Raw genomic sequence first — 17366 nt, 5'->3', positions numbered from 1 at the left:
GCAAACCATGCTTTCACTTGATGACCAAGGTGAAAGCCGTTCGACCAGCCACGAGGGAGGAGCCGGTGTCGAAGCGAGTGCTGATTCTTGGCATCGGCAACGTGCTCTGGGCCGACGAAGGCTTTGGGGTGCGCTGTGTCGAGGCCATGGCCGAATGCCACGCCCTGCCGGGCAACGTGCGCCTGATGGATGGCGGCACCCAGGGGCTGTACCTGCTGCCGTTCCTGGAAGAGGCCGACGCGCTCTTGGTGTTCGATGCCATCGACTACGGCCTGCCCTCCGGCACGCTGAAGCGGATCGAGGGCGACGAGGTGCCGGCCTTCCTGGGCGCCAAGAAGATGAGCCTGCACCAGACCGGGTTCCAGGACGTGATCGCCACCGCCCGACTGCTGGGCCGCTGCCCGCCGGACCTGGCGCTGATCGGCTGCCAGCCGGTCGAGTTGGAAGACTACGGCGGCGGGTTGCGCCCCGAGGTCGCCGCCCGCATCCCCGAGGCCCTGCGCATCGCCCGCGACATCCTGGCCGGCTGGGGCGTGCCCGTCGCCCAGGGCCGCACCGAGGCGCCGCTGCTGGCCGACCCGTCCATCCGACGCGACGCCTACGAAGCCGGCCGCCCCTCGGAAGCCGAAGCCTGCCGCATCGGCGACGCCCGTTTCTTTCCCGAGGCCGTGTGATGTGCGTCGGTATCCCGCTGCGCATCACTGCAATCGACGGCATCGCGGCCTGCGCAACCGACGGCGACCGCACCGAGACGTTGGACCTGTCGCTGGTGCCCGAAGCCCGCCCCGGCGACTGGGTGCTGGGCTTCCTGGGCACCGCCCGGGCGATCCTGGCCGAAGCCGAGGCGCAAAAGATTCGCGCCGCGCTGGCTGGCCTGTCCTCTCTGATGCAGGGCGGCGGCCTGGGCGAGGCTTTCGCCGACCTCGACCGTCCGCCGCAGCTGCCGCCGCATCTTCAATCCGCGCTGGACGCGGGCCAGACCCAAGGGTGACCCGATGCACGACCATGCCCCCGATGACCCCGGCCCTGCCGCGATCCACCCGCTGATCGCCCGGCTGGAGACCGACTTCGGCTATCCCCGCCTGCACAGCGCGCATGACCTGGCCGAAATCCTGTCCCGTCCCGGCGCGCATTGCCTGTTCGTGCCCGGCGACCCGCGCCGCAACCTGGAAACCGTCGATGCCGCGGTGATCCTGCCGGAACTTCGCCAGGCCTTCCAGGGCGCCTTCGACTGCGCCGTCGTCGATGACGCCATCGAAGCCAGCCTGCGCGAACAGACCCGCGCGCTGAAGACGCCGGGCTTCCTGTTCTTCCGCGACGGCGCCTTCCTGGGCGCCATCGAGAAGGTGCGCGACTGGTCGGACTATCTGGCCCGCGTCACCCACATCCTGTCGCTGCAACCCGCCTGAGGCCCGCCATGGTATCGCCCTTCACCCTGCCCCCCGCCGGCTTCGGCCCCGGCTCGCAGCCCGACCCGGAGGGCGGGCTGCAATACCTGGCGCTGCCTTCGGGGATGCGGACCTATGCCCCGCACATCCCCGACCCGGTGGACCCCGCCGGCACCGCCGAGGCGCTGGCGCTGCTGGCGGAAATGGCGGCGGCCTGCGAGATCGCCGCGCAGGGCGGGCCGGGGGCGGTGTTCGACCTTGGCCGCCTGTCCCCCGGCGCGCGGAAGGTTCTGGCCGATGCCCTGGGCCAGGGCGAGGTGTCGATGAAGCTGCGCGGCCGGCCCGCCATTGCGGTGCAGGAAAGCGTCTTCGCCGGCGTCTGGATGCTGCTGGCCGAGGGCCTGGACCGCGTCGAGATCGGTGCCGTCCCGGCGCCGGCGCTGTCGCGCGCCCATGTTCCCCACCGCCCCGCGCTGGGGAAACCGCCCCGCCCCGTCCCGGGCCTTGCCAACGCCCCCGCCGTGCTGACCGAGCTTCTGGACCGGTCGCAAGACTATCGCCCCGGCGAGATGGCGCATGTGGTCAACCTGACGCTGCTGCCGCACACGCCGGAAGACCTGGACTGGCTGGATCAGGCCCTGGGCGAAGGCGCCGTGACCATCCTGTCGCGCGGCTACGGCAATTGCCGGATCACCGCCACCGCCCAGGCCGCGGTCTGGCGGGTGCAGTTCTTCAACTCGATGGACACGCTGATCCTGGATACCTTCGAGGTCTCGGAGATGCCCGAGGTGGCGCTGGCCGCCGCCGAGGATCTGGCCGACAGCGCCTTTCGCATCCGCGACGTGATCGAGGCGATCCGATGAGTTCCTCGGGCTTCGAGGGCAGCTATCTGGGCGCGGCCGACCGGATCAGCCCCCTGGCGATCATGGAATGCAAGATCTGCTGGACGCCCTATGACCCGGCCGAGGGCGACGACACCCGCCAGGTGCTGCCCGGCACCGCCTTCCGCGACCTGCCGGACGACTGGGCCTGCCCCGGTTGCCAGGCCCCCAAGGCGCAGTTCCTGGTGCGCGAGGACCCCGGCGCGCCGGATGCCTCGGTGCTGGCCGAGCGCGACCGCCGCACCGAAGCGCTGGTGGCGGACTTCCGCGAGGTCTTCCATGCCAAGATGCGCGACGTGCCGATGGTGAACCATGCCCTGCATGTGCAGGCGGTGGACTTCCAGCCCTGGGAGGGCGGCTTTCTCGGCGTTCTGGTCGCGCCCTGGTTCATGAACCTGGTCTTCCTGCCGCCGAACGTCTGGCCCTTGCTGCCCGCCGGCGCCAAGGAGACCATCGCCTTCGCCTCGGGCGACTATGAATTCCTGCACAACAGCCGGCCGATGGTCGGCCCCTATCTGGCCTGCTCGCTGTTCTCGCCGATGGGCGATTTCACCTCGCAGCTTCAGGCGGTGGACGTGGCCCGCGCGATCATGCAGGAACTGTTCCGTCCGGAGAACCGCGCCGAGACCGACCGCGCCGGCGAAATCCGCGCCCGGCGCGAGGCCGAGCTTGCGCCGCCGCCCCAACCCGACCCCGAACCGTCGCGCCGCAGCCTGCTGACCGGAGGCCTTGGCGGATGACCCTTTCGGCGGCCTCAGTCACGCTTGGCCCCCAGGGCCCGCGCCTCGCGGCAGCCCCTCCCCTGCCGCTTGAAGCGCTGCTTCTGGGCAAGCCGGTGACCGAGGCCGCCGATCTGTTGCCGCGGCTGTTCAATCTGTGCCGGCACGCGCAGGGGCTGGCGGCGCGGCTGTCTCTGGGCCTGCCCGCGGGCGACACCGACACCGCGGCCGAGGTGATCCGCGACCATGTGGCCCGCCTTTGCGTCACCCTGCGCCGCGCCTTCGACATGGCCCCGCTGCCGCTGCCCGCGGACCCCGCCGCCTTGCTGGGCCGCCTGCCGCAGGACGGCGCCGGTCTGGCCGACTGGCTGGCCGGCCCCGCCCCCGTCGCCGGGCTGGCCCGCCGCATCGTCGCCCTGTTCCCGCCCGGCGCGGCCTGCTGCCCGCCGCTGCCGCGGCCCGCAGACCCGCTGGCCGCCGGGGCCTTCGAGAATTCGGCCGCCGGGCGGCAGGCGGACCACCCACTGCTGCGCCAGGTCGAGGCCGCGTTCGGTCGCGGCCCGCTGTGGCGCTATCTGGGCCTGCTGGCCGATCTCGAGGCCGCGCTGGCCCGCCGGCTGCCGCCGCCGACCTGCCGGGACGGCATCGCTACCGTTCCGGCCGCGCGCGGCGCCTATGCGCTGCGGCTGTCCCATGCGGGCGGCCTGATCACCGGCATCACCCGCCGCACCCCCACCGACCACCTGCTGGCCCCCGGCGGCGCGCTGCTGCAATCGCTTGCCAGCCTGCCCGCCGCCCTTCACCCCCTTGCCCCGCAGGTCATCGCCCTGCACGATCCCTGCATCCCGGTTACCCTTTGCGAGGCGCAGCATGCATGAGATGAGCCTTGCCGAAGGCATCCGCAGCATCGTCCAGGACCAGGCGGCGAAGCACGGCTTTTCCCGTGTCACCGTGCTGCGGCTGGAAATCGGCCGCTTCGCCGGGGTGGAAAAGCCGGCGCTGGACTTCGCCTTCGACGTGGTGATGCGCGGCAGCCCGGCCGAAGGTGCGCGGCTGGAGATGATCGACCTGGCCGGCCAGGCGCTGTGCTTCGACTGCATGAAGACGGTCGAGATCGCCGACCGGCTGGCGCCCTGCCCGCTGTGCGGCGGCGGCAAGCTGATCCCCAACGGCGGCGACGAGATGCGGATCAAGGACATGGAGGTGGCATAGGATGTGCACGGTCTGCGGATGTTCCGACACGGTCACGGCCGACGGCCGGGTGATCAGCCATGACGAGGCGCACCGGCTGGGCCTGCCGCACAGCCACGCGCCGGCGTTCCAGCCCGCGCCGCTGCCGTTCCCGCATGTCCAGGCCGGGCACGACCACCACCACTACGGCCAGGGCGCCGCAGGGGTCTCGGTCCCTGGCCTGACGCAGGCCCGGCTGATCGAAGTGGAAACCTCGATCCTGGCCAAGAACGACGCGCTGGCGCAGGGCAACCGCCGGGTGCTGGATGCGCTGGGCGTGCTGGCGCTGAACCTGGTCTCCTCGCCCGGCTCGGGCAAGACCACGCTCTTGTGCAAGACCATCGAAGCCTTGGGCGATGCCCCCCTGGCGGTGATCGAGGGCGACCAGCAGACCTCGGCCGATGCCGACCGCATCCGTGCGACGGGCGCCCGCGCGATCCAGATCAACACCGGCAAGGGCTGCCATCTGGATGCGCAGATGGTGGGCGCCGCCATTGACGACCTGCGGCCCCGCCCGCAGTCGTTCCTGTTCATCGAGAACGTCGGCAATCTGGTCTGCCCGGCCGGGTTCGATCTGGGCGAGGATGCCAAGGTGGCGATCCTGTCGGTCACCGAGGGCGAGGACAAGCCGCTGAAATACCCCGACATGTTCACCGCATCGCGGCTGGCGATCCTGACCAAGACCGACCTCGCGCCGCATTGCGACGTGGACCTTGAGCTTTACGAAGCCAACCTGCGCCGGGTGAACCCGGGCATCGAGATCCTGCGGCTGTCCACCCGCACCGGCGACGGCATGGCGGCCTGGCTGGACTGGCTGCGCGCCCGGCTGGCGGAAAAGGCATGACCGCGCCGCGCCCCACCGTGCTGCTGGTCGATGACGAGCCGCATTCGATCTCAGCCATGCGGATGGCGCTGGAGGACGAATTCGACTGCGTCACCGCGCCCGACGCCGACGCCGCCCTGATCCGAATGGAACAGGAATGGGTGCAAGTGGTGATCTGCGACCAGCGCATGCCGGGGCGGACCGGGGTCGAGCTTCTGACCGATATCCGCGAACGCTGGCCCGATGCGGTGCGCATCGTCATCACCGGCTATACCGACCCTGCCGCCATGGCCCAGGCGATCAACGACGCCGGCATCCACCAGTTCCTGACCAAGCCCTGGCATCCCGACCAGCTGCTGATGGCCGCCCGCAACGGCGCCAAGCTCTTCGCGCTCGCGCGCGAGAACGAACGCATGGCGTTGGAGATGCGCTTCCTTGCCTCGACCGCGCAGACCAAGCTGGAAAAGCGCCGTTCGGCCCTGCGCGATGGGATGGGGTTCGAAACCTTGCTGCGGTCACCTACCAGCCCGATGAATGCGCTGATCGACACCGCCCGCCACTATGCCAGTTTCGACGTGCCGGTGCTGCTGGTGGGCGAAGCCGGCACCGGCCGGGCGCGGCTGGCGCGCGCCATCCATTTCGGCAGCCTGCGGTCGGACAAGCCGTTCCACGCAATCAACCTGGCCGGCCTGCCGGAAGATCTGGCGCTGGTGGAACTCTTCGGCGCCAAGCGCGGCGTGCTGCCGGGGGGCGTGAACAAGATCGGCCTGGCGCAGAAGGCCGACCGCGGCACACTGTTCGTGGAAGGCATAGAACACGCCAGCCCGGCGCTGCAACTGGCGCTTTGGCGATTGGTGGATGAGGGCAGCTTCACCCCCCAGGGCGGGCAGGAGGTGCTGACCTCCAACCTGCGCTTCATCGCGGGAGCGGGCGTCGACCTGGCGGCCCGCGTCGCCGACGGGGCCTTTCGGCCGGACCTCTACTTCGCCCTTTCGGTGGCCGAACTGGCCATCCCGCCGCTGCGCGCCCGGCGGGGCGACGTGGCGATCCTGGCGCAGGACTTCCTGGCCGATCTGTCGGCCCGGCACGGCAAGCCGACCCACGGTTTCACCCCGGCCGCGCTGGAGTTCCTTGAAAATTACGACTGGCCCGGCAACCTTCGCGACCTGAGGAACGAAGTGACGCGGATGCTGATCTTCGCACAGTCCCCCGTGCTGGGCGCCGAACTGATCAGCCGCGCCATCCTGCAGGCCCCGCCCTCAGACGCCGGCGCCGACCGCACGGCGGATGGCGTGCTGACCGCCGCCGGCACGCTGAAGGACCGGGTCGAGCTGATCGAGATGCGCATCCTGCGCGAAACGCTGACCCGCCACCGCTGGAACAAGTCCCGCGCTGCGGTGGAACTGGGCCTGTCGCGGGTGGGCCTGCGTGCCAAGCTTGACCGCTACGGCATCGCCGACCCCTCGGGCCGGGTGCATGAAGACGAGGAGGATTAGGCGATGTGTTTGGGAATTCCCGGCCGGATCACCGCCATCACCGACGCCGCCCGCCTGATGGCCATGGCCGAGGTGTCGGGCGTGCGGCGCGAGGTCAACGTCGCCTGTGTGGCGGGGGCGGACCTTGACGCGCTGGTCGGGCAATGGGTCCTGATCCACGTCGGTTTTGCCATGAGCCTGATCGACGAAGACGAGGCGGCGAAAACGCTGGACGCCCTGCGCGACCTGGGCGAGGCACAGGAGACGCTGGAGCAGATGGCACGGTCGGACGAGGCCTTGGCCGTGGAGGTTGGGGCATGAAGTTCGCCTCGGAATTCCGCGACCCCGTCGCCGCCCGCGCCCTGCTGTCCGCCATCGCCCGCAAGGTGGACGAGATCGGAGCGACGCGCGCGCGCCCCGTCCACATCATGGAGATCTGCGGCGGCCACACCCATTCGATCTTTCGCTACGGGCTGGACAAGCTGATCCACGAGGGGATCGAGTTCATCCATGGCCCCGGCTGCCCGGTCTGCGTGCTGCCGATGGCCCGCGTCGATGAATGCGTCGAGATCGCCGAACGTCCGGGCGTGATCTTCACCACCTTCGGCGACGCCATGCGCGTGCCGGGCCACCGCAAGAGCCTCTTGCAGGCGAAATCCACCGGCGCCGACATCCGCATGGTCTATTCGCCGCTGGACGCGCTGGAACTGGCCCGCCGCAACCCCGGCCGCGAAGTGGTGTTCTTCGGGCTGGGGTTCGAGACGACCACGCCCTCGACAGCGCTGTCCATTCAGCAGGCTGCCCGCGAAGGACTCACCAACTTCTCGGTGTTCTGCAACCACATCACCGTGCCCGAGCCGATCAAGGCCCTGCTCGACGATCCCGACATGTGCCTCGACGGCTTCATCGGCCCCGGCCATGTATCGATGGTGATCGGCATCCACCCCTACGACTTCATTGCCCGCGACTATGGCAAACCCATCGTTGTGGCCGGGTTCGAGCCGACCGACCTTCTGCAATCCGTTCTCATGGTCGTGACCCAGATCGCCGAGGGCCGGGCGGCCATCGAAAACCAGTATGCCCGCGTGGTGCCGGAACACGGCAACCCGGTCTCGCTGGCCGCCATCGCCGACGTCTACGAACGCCGCGCCAGCTTCGAATGGCGGGGACTTGGGGAAATCGACGCCTCGGGGCTGCGCATCCGCTCCAGATATGCCGCCTTCGATGCCGAAGAGAAATTCGGCATTGGCTATGCCGCCGGCAGCCGCAACGTGCCCGAAGTCGAGGGCTGCGCCTGCGGTGCGGTGATGACCGGCAAGCTGAAACCCACCGGCTGCCCGCAATTCGGCAAGGGCTGCACGCCGGACTTGCCGCTGGGCGCGCTGATGGTGTCGTCGGAAGGGGCCTGCGCCGCCTATTGGCAATACGCCGGCGCGCGGGTGGCAGCGGAGTGACCGAATTTTCGACGAAAATTCGAATCCCGGGAAAGGATCGGCGATGGCGCTCCGTGACACCCATGTAACGCTCGCCCATGGCGGCGGCGGCCGTGCCATGCGCGACCTGATCGAAGAGGTATTCACCGGCGTCTTCCACCCCCCGGGCAGCGAAGACCAGGCGCGGCTGATGGACGAGGCCCTGCGCCAGCCCGGTGCCCGGCTGGCCTTCACCACCGACAGCTTCGTGGTGACGCCGCTGGAATTCCCCGGCGGCGACATCGGCAAGCTGGCGGTCTGCGGCACTGTCAACGACCTGGCGGTCGGTGGGGCGCGTCCCTTGTGGCTGTCGGCCGCCTTCATCATCGAGGAAGGCTGCGAGATCGCCTTGCTGCGCCGCATCGTCGCCACCATGGCGGCCGAGGCCGCAAGGGCCGGCGTCCGCATCGTCACCGGCGACACCAAGGTGGTTGACCGCGGCAAGGCCGATGGCATCTTCATCACCACCGCCGGGATCGGTGTCATCCCGCCCGGCGTGGACATCGGCGCCGCCCGCATCCGCCCCGGCGATGCGGTGATTGTCAACGGCGTGCTGGGCGACCATGGTGCCGCCATTCTGGCCGCGCGCGGCGACCTGGCGCTTTCGAGCGACCTCGACAGCGACTGCGCCAGCCTGGGCCACCTGATGCAGGCGGCACTGGCGGCCGCGCCCGGGATCACCGCCGCCCGCGACTGCACCCGGGGCGGGCTGGCCAGCGCCTTGAACGAGATGGCGGCCGAGGCCAGCATCGCCGTGGAACTGGACGAAACCCGCTTGCCGCTGCGCCCCGAGGTCGTGGGGGTCTGTGAAATCCTGGGCCTCGACCCGCTCTATCTGGCCAATGAGGGCCGCCTTGTCCTGTTCTGCCCGCCCGAACAGGCCGCGACCGCGTTGGCTGCCCTGCGCAGCCTGCCCGAAGGCGTGGGTGCGGTGCAGATCGGGCAGGCCCTTTCCGGCCCACCGGGCCGCGTCAGCCTGCGCACGGCCTTTGGTGGCGCCCGCATCGTTGACATGCTGGTGGGCGAACAACTGCCCCGCATCTGCTGAGCCGCCCGATTCCGTACACGATGGTATGCGGATTGCGGCCGTGATCGGCCTGCGCCCGGACCAGGGCTGGCAGCGCCCCAGACTGCCCGGGATTGGCCCGACACAGCGGCTCGAGACCTTTATGCGACGGCGGTTTGCGCCTTCACGCCGCCCCGCAGCGCAGAGTGACAGAAGGACGCAGCAGCGGCGGTACGGTGCGGGCAGGTCGGAAACCGGAATTGCAACATGTTGTTTATTATAGCTTTTATTCGCAAGACTCCAGCCCTGCCGTGGCCGGGAGGTGAGCCTGGAGGACTCTCGGCCTGGGTTTCGGCCCGAAAACAAACATGCGTCTGATGTAAGCATTTAGTGACAGTTGAATGTGTCAACAAAACATGACATGGTCTTTCTACGGACTCAGGGTCTCGGCCCGAAGGCACCGTCGAGAGTTCGGCAATCACTCTCGTTAAACATCAGACGGCCAAGCAAAAGGAGAGTAATCACATGGCTGACGATCCCGATAAGGTCTGGCCGACTGGGCTGACCCTGAAAGAAGCCGAAGAAGTGCATGAGCAACTGATCCTCGGCACTCGTATGTTTGGCGGCCTGGCCGTCGTCGCGCACGCGCTGGCCGCCGTTGCCACGCCGTGGCTTGGTTGAGGGAGGGCTGAATCATGATCTTCCCGAAAGTCTGGCTCGTTGTCAAACCGTCGACCGGTATTCCGGTGATGCTGGCCGCTGTTGCCGTGACCGCCCTCGTGGTGCATCTCGGCGTCCTGTCGCAGACCACCTGGTTCGGTGAGTACTGGAATGGCATGCCGCTCACCAATGGTGCCGGCGTAGCGGTCGGAAGCTGACCGGCGGCCTTGCCGCCAACAGTCTCTGACGTTTAGGTTCTGAAACGGATCCTTGCGCGCTGCGCCCTTCGGTGCAGCGCGCTCCTCTTTAGGGCAGGAGCCCCGGTCCTCCGGCACGCTTTACGTTCGGGCGACGCTGGTGCCGCGCCAGTCAGCGTGTGCCCCCAGAAATGATCGGGTGATCAGGGTCAATGGGCAATCTCAAGCAGCGTGTGGTGAACAAACTCGCGACGGTCAGCCTGAGCTGGATGCCGTTCGCCGAAGTCGCATCCGCAGAGATTCCCCTTTCCCGCCTGCTGCGCCTGTCCCTGTTCCAGGTCACCGTCGGCATGGCCATGGTGCTGCTGGCTGGCACGCTGAACCGAGTGATGATTGTCGAACTGGACGTGCCCGCGTCGCTGGTCGGCGGGATGCTGGCCCTGCCGCTTCTCTTTGCCCCCTTCCGCGCCTTGATCGGGTTCCGGTCCGATGTTCTTCAGACCGCCCTTGGCTGGCGCCGCGTGCCCTATATCTGGAAGGGCACGATGCTGCAGTTCGGCGGCTTTGCCATCATGCCCTGGGCGCTGCTGGTGCTGTCACGCCAGGGCTACGCGGCCGAAGCGCCGATCTGGCTGGGCCTCGGTTCGGCTGCGCTGGCCTTTCTGCTGGTCGGTGCGGGCATGCACATCGTGCAGACCGTGGGCCTGGCGCTGGCAACCGACCTGGTGCCCGAGAGGGACCAGCCCAAGGTTGTTGGCCTGATGTATGTCATGCTGCTGCTGGGCATGATCTTCAGTGCCTGGATTTATGGCGTGCTGCTGGAGAACTATTCGCCCGGGCGGCTGGTTCAGGTCATCCAGGGTTCGGCCGTGGTCACCATGATCCTGAATGTCGTCGCCATGTGGAAGCAAGAAGCGCGCGACCGCGCCCGCGGACTGGCCAAGGTGGCGGCAGCCAATGCCGATTTCTCGGGTTCGCTGGCCAGCTTTGTCGCCGTGCGCGGCGTTCGCTGGCTTCTGGTCATGATCGCGCTCGGCACCGCCGGCTTCGGCATGGCCGATGTGCTGATGGAGCCGTTCGGCGGTCAGGTCCTGCTGATGTCGATCGCTCAGACCACCAAACTGACCGTGGTGCTGGCGCTTGGCACGCTGGTCGGCTTTGTCGGTGCGTCGCGCTGGCTGGCGAACGGGCGGGCGCCGTTGGGCGTGGCCTTCGCGGGTGCGCTGGTCGGGGCGCCAGCCTTTGTCGCGGTGATCGTCTCTGCCTCGGCCCTGAGTGTGTGGATGTTCACCGCCGCCACCTTTGCCGCCGGCCTTGGGGCGGGTCTGTTCGGGCATGGAACGCTGACCATGACCATCCGCCTTGCGCCGAAGCAGCAGATCGGTCTGGCGCTGGGGGTCTGGGGCGCGGTGCAGACCACTTCGGCCGGCTTGGCCATCGCGGCGGGTGGCGTGCTGCGCGATGCGATGCTGTCCTCCGGCAGCCGCGGTGCCGACGCCGCTTCGCCCTATGTCGCGGTCTTCACGGTTGAGGCCGTGCTTCTGGTCGCGGCATTGCTGGTCGCCGTGCCGCTCTGGCGCTCGGGCCGCAAGGCAGCGGCGCAGCCGGTCAATGCCGCCGTCGGCTGACCGGCGCATACCAGGGCAACCTGTTCGCCGTCCTCGACTCCCCTCGCCTGGGGCCGCCCGGCCACCGCCTGTGCGGCCTTTCCGGCGGACGCGGATCGTGGCATCGCTGAGGTGTTTGGCAGCGCAGCGGGGGAATCGCGATGAAACTGGTACGCTATGGCACGCGGGGCGCGGAGAAGCCCGGCCTGATCGACGCGGACGGCGCCCTGCGCGACCTTTCGGCCCATGTGTCCGACCTCGCCGGCGAGGTGCTGGCGAACCTTGATGCGCTGAAGGGAATCGACCCCGCCACCTTGCCCCTGGTGCCGGGCAGTCCGCGTCTGGGCGCCTGCGTCGGCGGCATCGGCAAGTTCATCTGCATCGGCCTGAACTATTCCGACCACGCCGCCGAGAGCGGCATGGCGGTGCCGTCAGAGCCGGCGATCTTTGCCAAATACACGTCGGCCGTCTGCGGCCCGGACGACCCGATCCTGATCCCCCGCGGCAGCGAAAGGACCGACTGGGAAGTGGAACTGGCCTTCGTCATCGGCAAGCCCGGCAAGTACATCCCCGAGACACAGGCGATGGATCACATCGCCGGCTACTTCGTCTGCAACGACGTGTCAGAGCGCGCCTATCAGATGGAGCGCGCCGGACAGTGGTCGAAGGGCAAGTCCTCGGACAACTTCGGCCCCATCGGCCCCTGGCTGGTGACAAGGGACGAAGTGCCCGATCCGCAAGCGCTGCAGATGTGGCTGACGGTGAACGGCGAGACGATGCAGCAGGGGTCTACCGCGACCATGGTCTACCCGGTGGCCCATCTGGTCAGCTACCTGTCGCAGTTCTTTACCCTGCATCCGGGCGATGTGGTTTCGACCGGCACGCCGCCGGGGGTGGGCATGGGCAAGAAGCCGCCGCGCTATCTGCGGGCCGGCGACGTGGTGGATCTGGGGATTGATGGCCTGGGCCGCCAGCGCCAGGTCTGCATCGCCGACGCCTGAATCCGGGCCTCTGGGTGGGCGGGAGGCGAAATCTGCCCGCCGCCCGAGATGGAGAGAGATCGGTCCTGCGGCAGCTTGCAGCCGCCTTGCAGGATCGGCCCGGTCACAACCCGCCTTCGGCCAGGGCCTGGCGGACATGGTCCACGCCTTGCTGGATGTCGCGCGCGATGGCCGCCGAAAGGCCGGCCGCATCGCCCGCGCGCATTGCCGCCAGCGCCTCATGGTGACGGTCGGGCAGGGCCGAGCGGCCGTAACGGCCGATCACCGCCCGCAGCGAAGGCCCCGCCCGCAGCCACAGCGACTGGGCCAGGTCCAGCAGAACCGGCGCCCCGGCCACCTCATACAGCGCGAAGTGGAAGGCGTGGTTCGCGGTCAGATAGTCGGGCAGGCTGCCGGCCTCGATGGCCCGCGTCACCACCGCGTCGATCGCGGCCAGGCGGTCGATCAGCACCGGCGTGAGGTGGGCGGCGGCACGGCGGGCAAGATCAGGCTCGATTGCCAGCCGGGCAAAGGCCACTTCGTCCAGCATCGCCGCCGTCATCCGCGGCACCGCAACCCGGCGGTTGCCCTGCGGCAAAAGCGCGCCCTCTGCCGTCAGCCGTCGGATCGCCTCGCGCACCGGGGTCATGCCGGCGCCCAGGTCGGCGATCAGGCCCTGGATCGTCACCGGCTGCCCCGGGGCGAGATGGCCATAGAGGATCAGGTCGCGCAGGCGGGCGTAGGTCACCTCGTGGGTCGGAATCTTGCGGCCGTCGGCGTCCATGACCACCCCTCACTCTGGCGCGCCCTTTATGGCGTGACGGGCGGCACAATCAAGATGTGATCAAATCCCTGCGGCAGGAAGCTGCGCCCGCCGGCCCGCCAGCCAGTATAGCGACAGGATCAGCGGCGCATTGGCGATCTCGCCACTGGCGATCAGGGCCAGGGCCTGCTCGAAGCCGATCAGGTGGCCCCGGATATCTTCGGCTTCGTCAGCGATGCCGTGGACGCCGGCGCTGCCGTCGGGCAGATCGACCGGGGCCACGAAGGACCAGATGTATTCCGAGACCGCTCCGGTTGTCGGATAATAGGCCGCGACCGGGATCAGCCGGTCCAGCACCAGGCCCGCCTCTTCCTTTGCCTCGCGCCGTGCGGCCTGTTCCGGCGTCTCGTCAGCGTCAATTCGGCCGGCCACCGCCTCAAGCTGCCAGGGGTTCGCGTCGCCGCGCGCCAGCGGGCCGGCGCGCAGCTGTTCGACCAGCAGAACCCGGTCGCGCAACGGATCCCAGGGCAGCACGGTGACGGCATCGCAGGCAACCAGAACCTCGCGGCGGACCGCATCCATGGTGCCACCGTCGAAACGACGATGGGCAAGGCTCAGCGTCTCCAGCGCGAAAAAGCCGGCATGGTCGGTTCGCCGGCCGGTGATGGTCAGGTCGCCCTCCCGCGGAGCGTGCCGAAGCGAAGCCGGCGCCGCGGTCGCCGCGGCCCGAACCGCCGAGGCCGCGCGAACCAGCATCGACCCGCGCCGGGCCAGCAGACGCTCGGCCGGCACCTGGTCCATGCATGCCAGGATGTCTTCGGCCAGGCGCAGTTCGGTTTCGGGATCGGGCGCCCGCAGCCCGTCGGTCGCCGCGCGCCATAAGGACAATCGCGCTGCGCCCGCGCCGCCCGCGCCCGCAATCAGATCGCCAAGCCGCGCATCATCCAGCCGCGCATCCGCTGGCAGCCCGACCTCGCGCGTCAACGCCAGCGCGCCCGCGCCCATTCGGCGGCCGCCCCTCCCAGCATGCCGCCCAGGATCAGCACGCCCAGCACACCGACCGTCAGCATCTTGCGGCCCTGTTCCATCATCAGCTCGAACACCCCCAGCACCGCGTCCATCGGGCCGTCATAGGGTTGCGAGGTCAGCGACCGGTCGATCATCAGATAGCCCGAGAACAGAAGGAGTGCGAAGAACACCAGCAGCATCGAGGTCAAGAGACCCGAGCCGACCGCCTCGGCCATGCCCTTGCCGACCCGGTTTCCCATCACGCGCCAGCCGATCAACAGCCCGATCAGCGCCGTCATCTCGCGAAACGCGCCCACCGAGGCGTTTGAACCCAGGGCCGGCACATGGGCATTCGCGGCCAGCCACCCCACGGCTGCGAAACACAGGGCGGCGACAAGCTTGGCGGCGGTGGGCATGATGTCTACGGGTCCGGTCGCAAGAGCGTGATCTGGGTCACGTCGCAGTTTCCACCGCGAAAGGCGCCGGCGCAAGAGGTCAGGTAAAAGTCCCACATCCGCTTGAACCTGTCGTCGAAGCCCAGACGCTTTACCTCGGACCAGCGGGCATTGAAGGTCTCGTGCCAGCGCCGCAGGGTCTGGCTGTAGCTGTCGCCGAACTCGATTGAGCCGGTGGTGTGCAGCCCGGCCCGGGCGGCCTCGGCCCGCAGGACTCCGGGCGACGGCAGCATGCCGCCGGGGAAGATGTACTTCTGGATGAAGTCGACGCCGCGGCGATAGGCCGGCCAGCGCTCTTCGGCCACGGTGATCACCTGCAACGTGGCCTTTCTGCCGGGCTTCAGCCGGTCAAAGACGTTGCGGAAATAGACCGGCCAGTATCTCTCGCCCACCGCCTCGAACATCTCGATCGAGGCGATGCCGTCGTAGGCTCCGCGCTCGTCGCGGTAGTCCTGCAGCTTGATCTCGACCCGGTCGCTGAGGCCGGCCTTGCGGATGCGTTCCACGGCATAGTCGTGCTGGGCCTGGCTGATGGTCAGCCCGGTGACGCGCAGGCCCCGCTTGGCGGCGGCATATTCCGCAAAGCCGCCCCAGCCGCAGCCGATCTCCAGCACATGGTCGCCCGGCTGCGCCCCGATGCAATCCACCATGCTTTCGTACTTCGCCTCCTGCGCGCGCTCCAGGCTTTCCTGCCCGGTGCGAAACAGCGCGCTGGAATAGGTCATGCTCTCGTCCAGCCAGAGCCGGTAGAAATCGTTGCCCAGGTCGTAATGCGCTGCGATGTTCTTCTTGGCCTGCTTGCGGCTGTTCGACTGCAGCCAGAACCGCAACCGTTCAAAGGCGCGCACCAGGCCCATGCCGGGAAAGGCGTCGTTGACGTGGTTGTTCGCCGGCAACTGGATCAGGTCCAGGAACGCCTGCAGGTCCGGCGTCGTCCAGTCGCCTTCCAGGTAGGCGTCGCAGAACCCCAGTTCCCCCTCGCGGATCATCCGGGCGAACAAGTCGTCCGAGTGGATGTCCATCTCGGCCACCGGCCCGGGCCTGGCGCCTTCGATGCGGAACCGCCGCCCGTCGGACAAGGCGAAATCCAGCCGGCCCTCGGCCAGCCGTGCCGCCAGGTGAAACACCTGCCGGAAGTATCGCGGCAGGCCGGTCTGGCCCTCCGTGCTGGTCAGAATTTCCATTCACCCCCCCAAGGGTCTTGTCGTCATTTCAGGATTTCAGATGTGGTGTTCTGGCTCAAGTCTCTCGTGCCCCGTATGCCGCAAGGGCAACCGAGCGGCCCTCCGCCAGATCGACCACCGGCGCCGGATAAGGCGCCTGCGGATCAAGTCCCCAGGACCGCGGAACCGCCTCGAAGTAGGCCCGCGCTTGAGCGGGGGCCCGGGCGCCCTGCCCTTCGGCGATGAAGCGGCGGCGATAGGCGCCGTCGGCGTCGAACTTCGCGGCCTGGCCCGCCGGGTTGAACACCCGGAAATAGGGCGCGGCATCCGGCCCGCTGCCGGCCACCCACTGCCAGCCCATCGCATTCGCGGCCGGGTCCCAGTCGGTCAGGCAGTCGGCAAACCATGCCTGGCCCAGCATCCAATGCGTCATCAGATGCTTGGTCAGGTAGCTGGCCGCAATCATCCGGGCGCGGTTGTGCATCGTGCCGGTGACATACATCTCGCGCATGGCGGCATCGACAAAGGGCTCGCCCGTCATGCCCCGGCGCCACCGCTCGGCCGCGGGGCTGTCGCCGGCCCAGGGGAAATCGTCCCACTCGGGCTTCCAGTTGGCCTGGGTGATCTGCGGCGTGTGGTGCATCAGGTGATAGCTGAACTCGCGCCAGGCCAGTTCGCGCAGGAAACTGCCCGCCCCCGCCGCGCCTTCCTGCATCGCGCGATGGCCCGCATGCCAGACCTCGCGAATGCCGATCTCGCCATAGGTCAGCGGCTCGGACAGCCGCGAGGTGCCATCCACCCCCGGCAGATCCCGCGTCTCGGCATAGCGCGGAGCGATCCGGTCCAGGAATTCGACCAGCCGCGCCCGCGCCTTGTCCTCGCCCACCCGGACATGCGCCGCCACCACCGCAGCGCCGCGGTTCATCGCCGCCCCCAGCCGCCAATCCGCCAGCCGGTCCGATGCGGGCCAGGAAGTCGGCCCCCGCAGAGCCACCGGCGCCGCGGCGGGCACCGGCACCGGCCGCCCGCGCAACGCGTTCCAGAACGGCGTGAACACGCGATAGGCGCCGCCCTGCCCGGTCTCCACCTCCCAGGGCTCATGCAGAAGATGCCCCGCGAAGGACCGCGCCTCGACCCCCGCCGCCTTCAGCGCCGCCTTCACGCCCGCGTCGCGCGCGACCGAGGCCGGATCATACAGCCGCGACCACCAGACCCCGCCCGCCCCGGTTTCCCCGATCAGGCGCTGCAAAGCGTCCAGTGCCGGCCCGCGCCGCAGCGTCAGCCGCGACCTCATGGCGCCCAGGCGCGCCGCGAAATGCTCCACCCCCAGCCCCAGCCGCCACTTCGGCGCCGCTCCCTGGCCTTCGGTCTCGGGGTCCAGCAGGAAAACCGGAATCAACGGCCGGCCCGAAGCCACTGCCGCCGCCAGCATCGGATGGTCCGCCAGCCGCAAGTCGCGGCGGAACCACAGGATCAACGGCGTATCGGTCATCGGGAATCCATCTTCTCTTGCCGTCTGATACGCGGCAGCGGCGGCCC

Annotated in this window: 21 protein-coding genes; 16 read left to right on the top strand and 5 right to left on the bottom strand. The window is 68.9% G+C overall.

What is annotated here, in order from left to right:
- The first annotated feature begins 65 nt into the window (after window positions 1-65).
- The 16 genes from LHP98_RS00950 (at window position 66) to LHP98_RS00875 (ending at window position 12459) form a co-directional block, all read left to right on the top strand.
- A complete protein-coding gene (locus tag LHP98_RS00950; RefSeq protein ID WP_227250625.1) occupies window positions 66-674 on the top strand; it encodes a HyaD/HybD family hydrogenase maturation endopeptidase in 609 nt (202 codons plus the stop codon).
- Window positions 674-991, top strand: a complete 318-nt coding sequence (locus LHP98_RS00945) for a HypC/HybG/HupF family hydrogenase formation chaperone (RefSeq protein WP_227250624.1) — start codon at window positions 674-676, stop codon at window positions 989-991. Before LHP98_RS00950 ends, LHP98_RS00945 begins: the two co-directional genes overlap by 1 nt.
- Window positions 992-995: 4 nt before the next feature.
- On the top strand, window positions 996-1409 hold the full coding sequence (locus LHP98_RS00940) for a hydrogenase accessory protein (RefSeq protein WP_227250623.1): 414 nt from the start codon (window positions 996-998) through the stop codon (window positions 1407-1409).
- Between the two features lie 8 nt (window positions 1410-1417).
- Window positions 1418-2251, top strand: coding sequence for a hydrogenase expression/formation protein (locus LHP98_RS00935; RefSeq protein WP_227250622.1), 834 nt, complete (start codon window positions 1418-1420; stop codon window positions 2249-2251).
- Window positions 2248-3009: a [NiFe]-hydrogenase assembly chaperone HybE gene (hybE, locus tag LHP98_RS00930; protein ID WP_227250621.1), complete on the top strand. Its 762-nt coding sequence runs from the start codon at window positions 2248-2250 to the stop codon at window positions 3007-3009. The genes LHP98_RS00935 and hybE overlap by 4 nt, the downstream gene beginning before the upstream one ends.
- Window positions 3006-3866 (top strand): HupK protein, encoded by an 861-nt coding sequence (locus LHP98_RS00925; protein ID WP_227250620.1) that lies wholly within the window; start codon window positions 3006-3008, stop codon window positions 3864-3866. Before hybE ends, LHP98_RS00925 begins: the two co-directional genes overlap by 4 nt.
- The gene (gene hypA, locus LHP98_RS00920) at window positions 3859-4200 is read left to right on the top strand and encodes a hydrogenase maturation nickel metallochaperone HypA (protein WP_227250619.1); all 342 of its coding nucleotides are present in this window, start codon (window positions 3859-3861) and stop codon (window positions 4198-4200) included. Before LHP98_RS00925 ends, hypA begins: the two co-directional genes overlap by 8 nt.
- A gap of 1 nt (window position 4201) precedes the next feature.
- Window positions 4202-5062 carry a hydrogenase nickel incorporation protein HypB gene (hypB, locus tag LHP98_RS00915; protein ID WP_227250618.1) on the top strand — a complete coding sequence of 287 codons (861 nt, stop codon included), beginning with the start codon at window positions 4202-4204 and terminating at the stop codon, window positions 5060-5062.
- A complete protein-coding gene (locus LHP98_RS00910; RefSeq protein ID WP_227250617.1) occupies window positions 5059-6537 on the top strand; it encodes a sigma-54-dependent transcriptional regulator in 1479 nt (492 codons plus the stop codon). Before hypB ends, LHP98_RS00910 begins: the two co-directional genes overlap by 4 nt.
- Before the next feature lie 3 nt (window positions 6538-6540).
- Window positions 6541-6837: a HypC/HybG/HupF family hydrogenase formation chaperone gene (locus tag LHP98_RS00905; RefSeq protein WP_227250616.1), complete on the top strand. Its 297-nt coding sequence runs from the start codon at window positions 6541-6543 to the stop codon at window positions 6835-6837.
- Window positions 6834-7970: a hydrogenase formation protein HypD gene (hypD, locus tag LHP98_RS00900; protein WP_227250615.1), complete on the top strand. Its 1137-nt coding sequence runs from the start codon at window positions 6834-6836 to the stop codon at window positions 7968-7970. The genes LHP98_RS00905 and hypD overlap by 4 nt, the downstream gene beginning before the upstream one ends.
- Window positions 7971-8013: 43 nt before the next feature.
- Window positions 8014-9036, top strand: coding sequence for a hydrogenase expression/formation protein HypE (gene hypE / locus LHP98_RS00895; protein WP_227250614.1), 1023 nt, complete (start codon window positions 8014-8016; stop codon window positions 9034-9036).
- A 483-nt stretch (window positions 9037-9519) separates the two neighbouring features.
- Window positions 9520-9675, top strand: coding sequence for a light-harvesting protein (locus LHP98_RS00890; RefSeq protein ID WP_227250613.1), 156 nt, complete (start codon window positions 9520-9522; stop codon window positions 9673-9675).
- A 14-nt stretch (window positions 9676-9689) separates the two neighbouring features.
- On the top strand, window positions 9690-9872 hold the full coding sequence (locus tag LHP98_RS00885; protein WP_227250612.1) for a light-harvesting protein: 183 nt from the start codon (window positions 9690-9692) through the stop codon (window positions 9870-9872).
- Between the two features lie 215 nt (window positions 9873-10087).
- On the top strand, window positions 10088-11479 hold the full coding sequence (locus LHP98_RS00880) for a PucC family protein (RefSeq protein WP_319638903.1): 1392 nt from the start codon (window positions 10088-10090) through the stop codon (window positions 11477-11479).
- 140 nt (window positions 11480-11619) lie between these two features.
- Window positions 11620-12459, top strand: a complete 840-nt coding sequence (locus tag LHP98_RS00875; RefSeq protein WP_227250610.1) for a fumarylacetoacetate hydrolase family protein — start codon at window positions 11620-11622, stop codon at window positions 12457-12459.
- Between the two features lie 103 nt (window positions 12460-12562).
- Here the strand turns inward: LHP98_RS00875 and LHP98_RS00870 are convergent, their stop codons facing one another.
- Genes LHP98_RS00870 through LHP98_RS00850 form a run of 5 tightly spaced genes read right to left on the bottom strand, consistent with a single transcriptional unit; the run spans window position 12563 to window position 17319 of the window.
- The gene (locus tag LHP98_RS00870) at window positions 12563-13222 is read right to left on the bottom strand and encodes a GntR family transcriptional regulator (protein ID WP_227250609.1); all 660 of its coding nucleotides are present in this window, start codon (window positions 13220-13222) and stop codon (window positions 12563-12565) included.
- A gap of 60 nt (window positions 13223-13282) precedes the next feature.
- Complete coding sequence (locus tag LHP98_RS00865) at window positions 13283-14206, bottom strand: NUDIX domain-containing protein (RefSeq protein WP_227250608.1); 924 nt, start codon at window positions 14204-14206, stop codon at window positions 13283-13285.
- Window positions 14182-14625, bottom strand: a complete 444-nt coding sequence (locus LHP98_RS00860; protein ID WP_227250607.1) for a TrgA family protein — start codon at window positions 14623-14625, stop codon at window positions 14182-14184. Before LHP98_RS00860 ends, LHP98_RS00865 begins: the two co-directional genes overlap by 25 nt.
- 5 nt (window positions 14626-14630) lie before the next feature.
- Window positions 14631-15848: an SAM-dependent methyltransferase gene (locus LHP98_RS00855; protein ID WP_227250606.1), complete on the bottom strand. Its 1218-nt coding sequence runs from the start codon at window positions 15846-15848 to the stop codon at window positions 14631-14633.
- 55 nt (window positions 15849-15903) lie between these two features.
- Window positions 15904-17319, bottom strand: coding sequence for a cryptochrome/photolyase family protein (locus LHP98_RS00850; RefSeq protein ID WP_227250605.1), 1416 nt, complete (start codon window positions 17317-17319; stop codon window positions 15904-15906).
- Window positions 17320-17366: the final 47 nt, after the last annotated feature.

The organism is Rhodobacter sp. Har01 (assembly GCF_020564565.1).
Taxonomy (GTDB): Bacteria; Pseudomonadota; Alphaproteobacteria; order Rhodobacterales; family Rhodobacteraceae; genus Pseudogemmobacter.
Note: the sequence above shows the minus strand (reverse complement) of the source record. Positions and strands in the feature narration are given on the sequence as shown.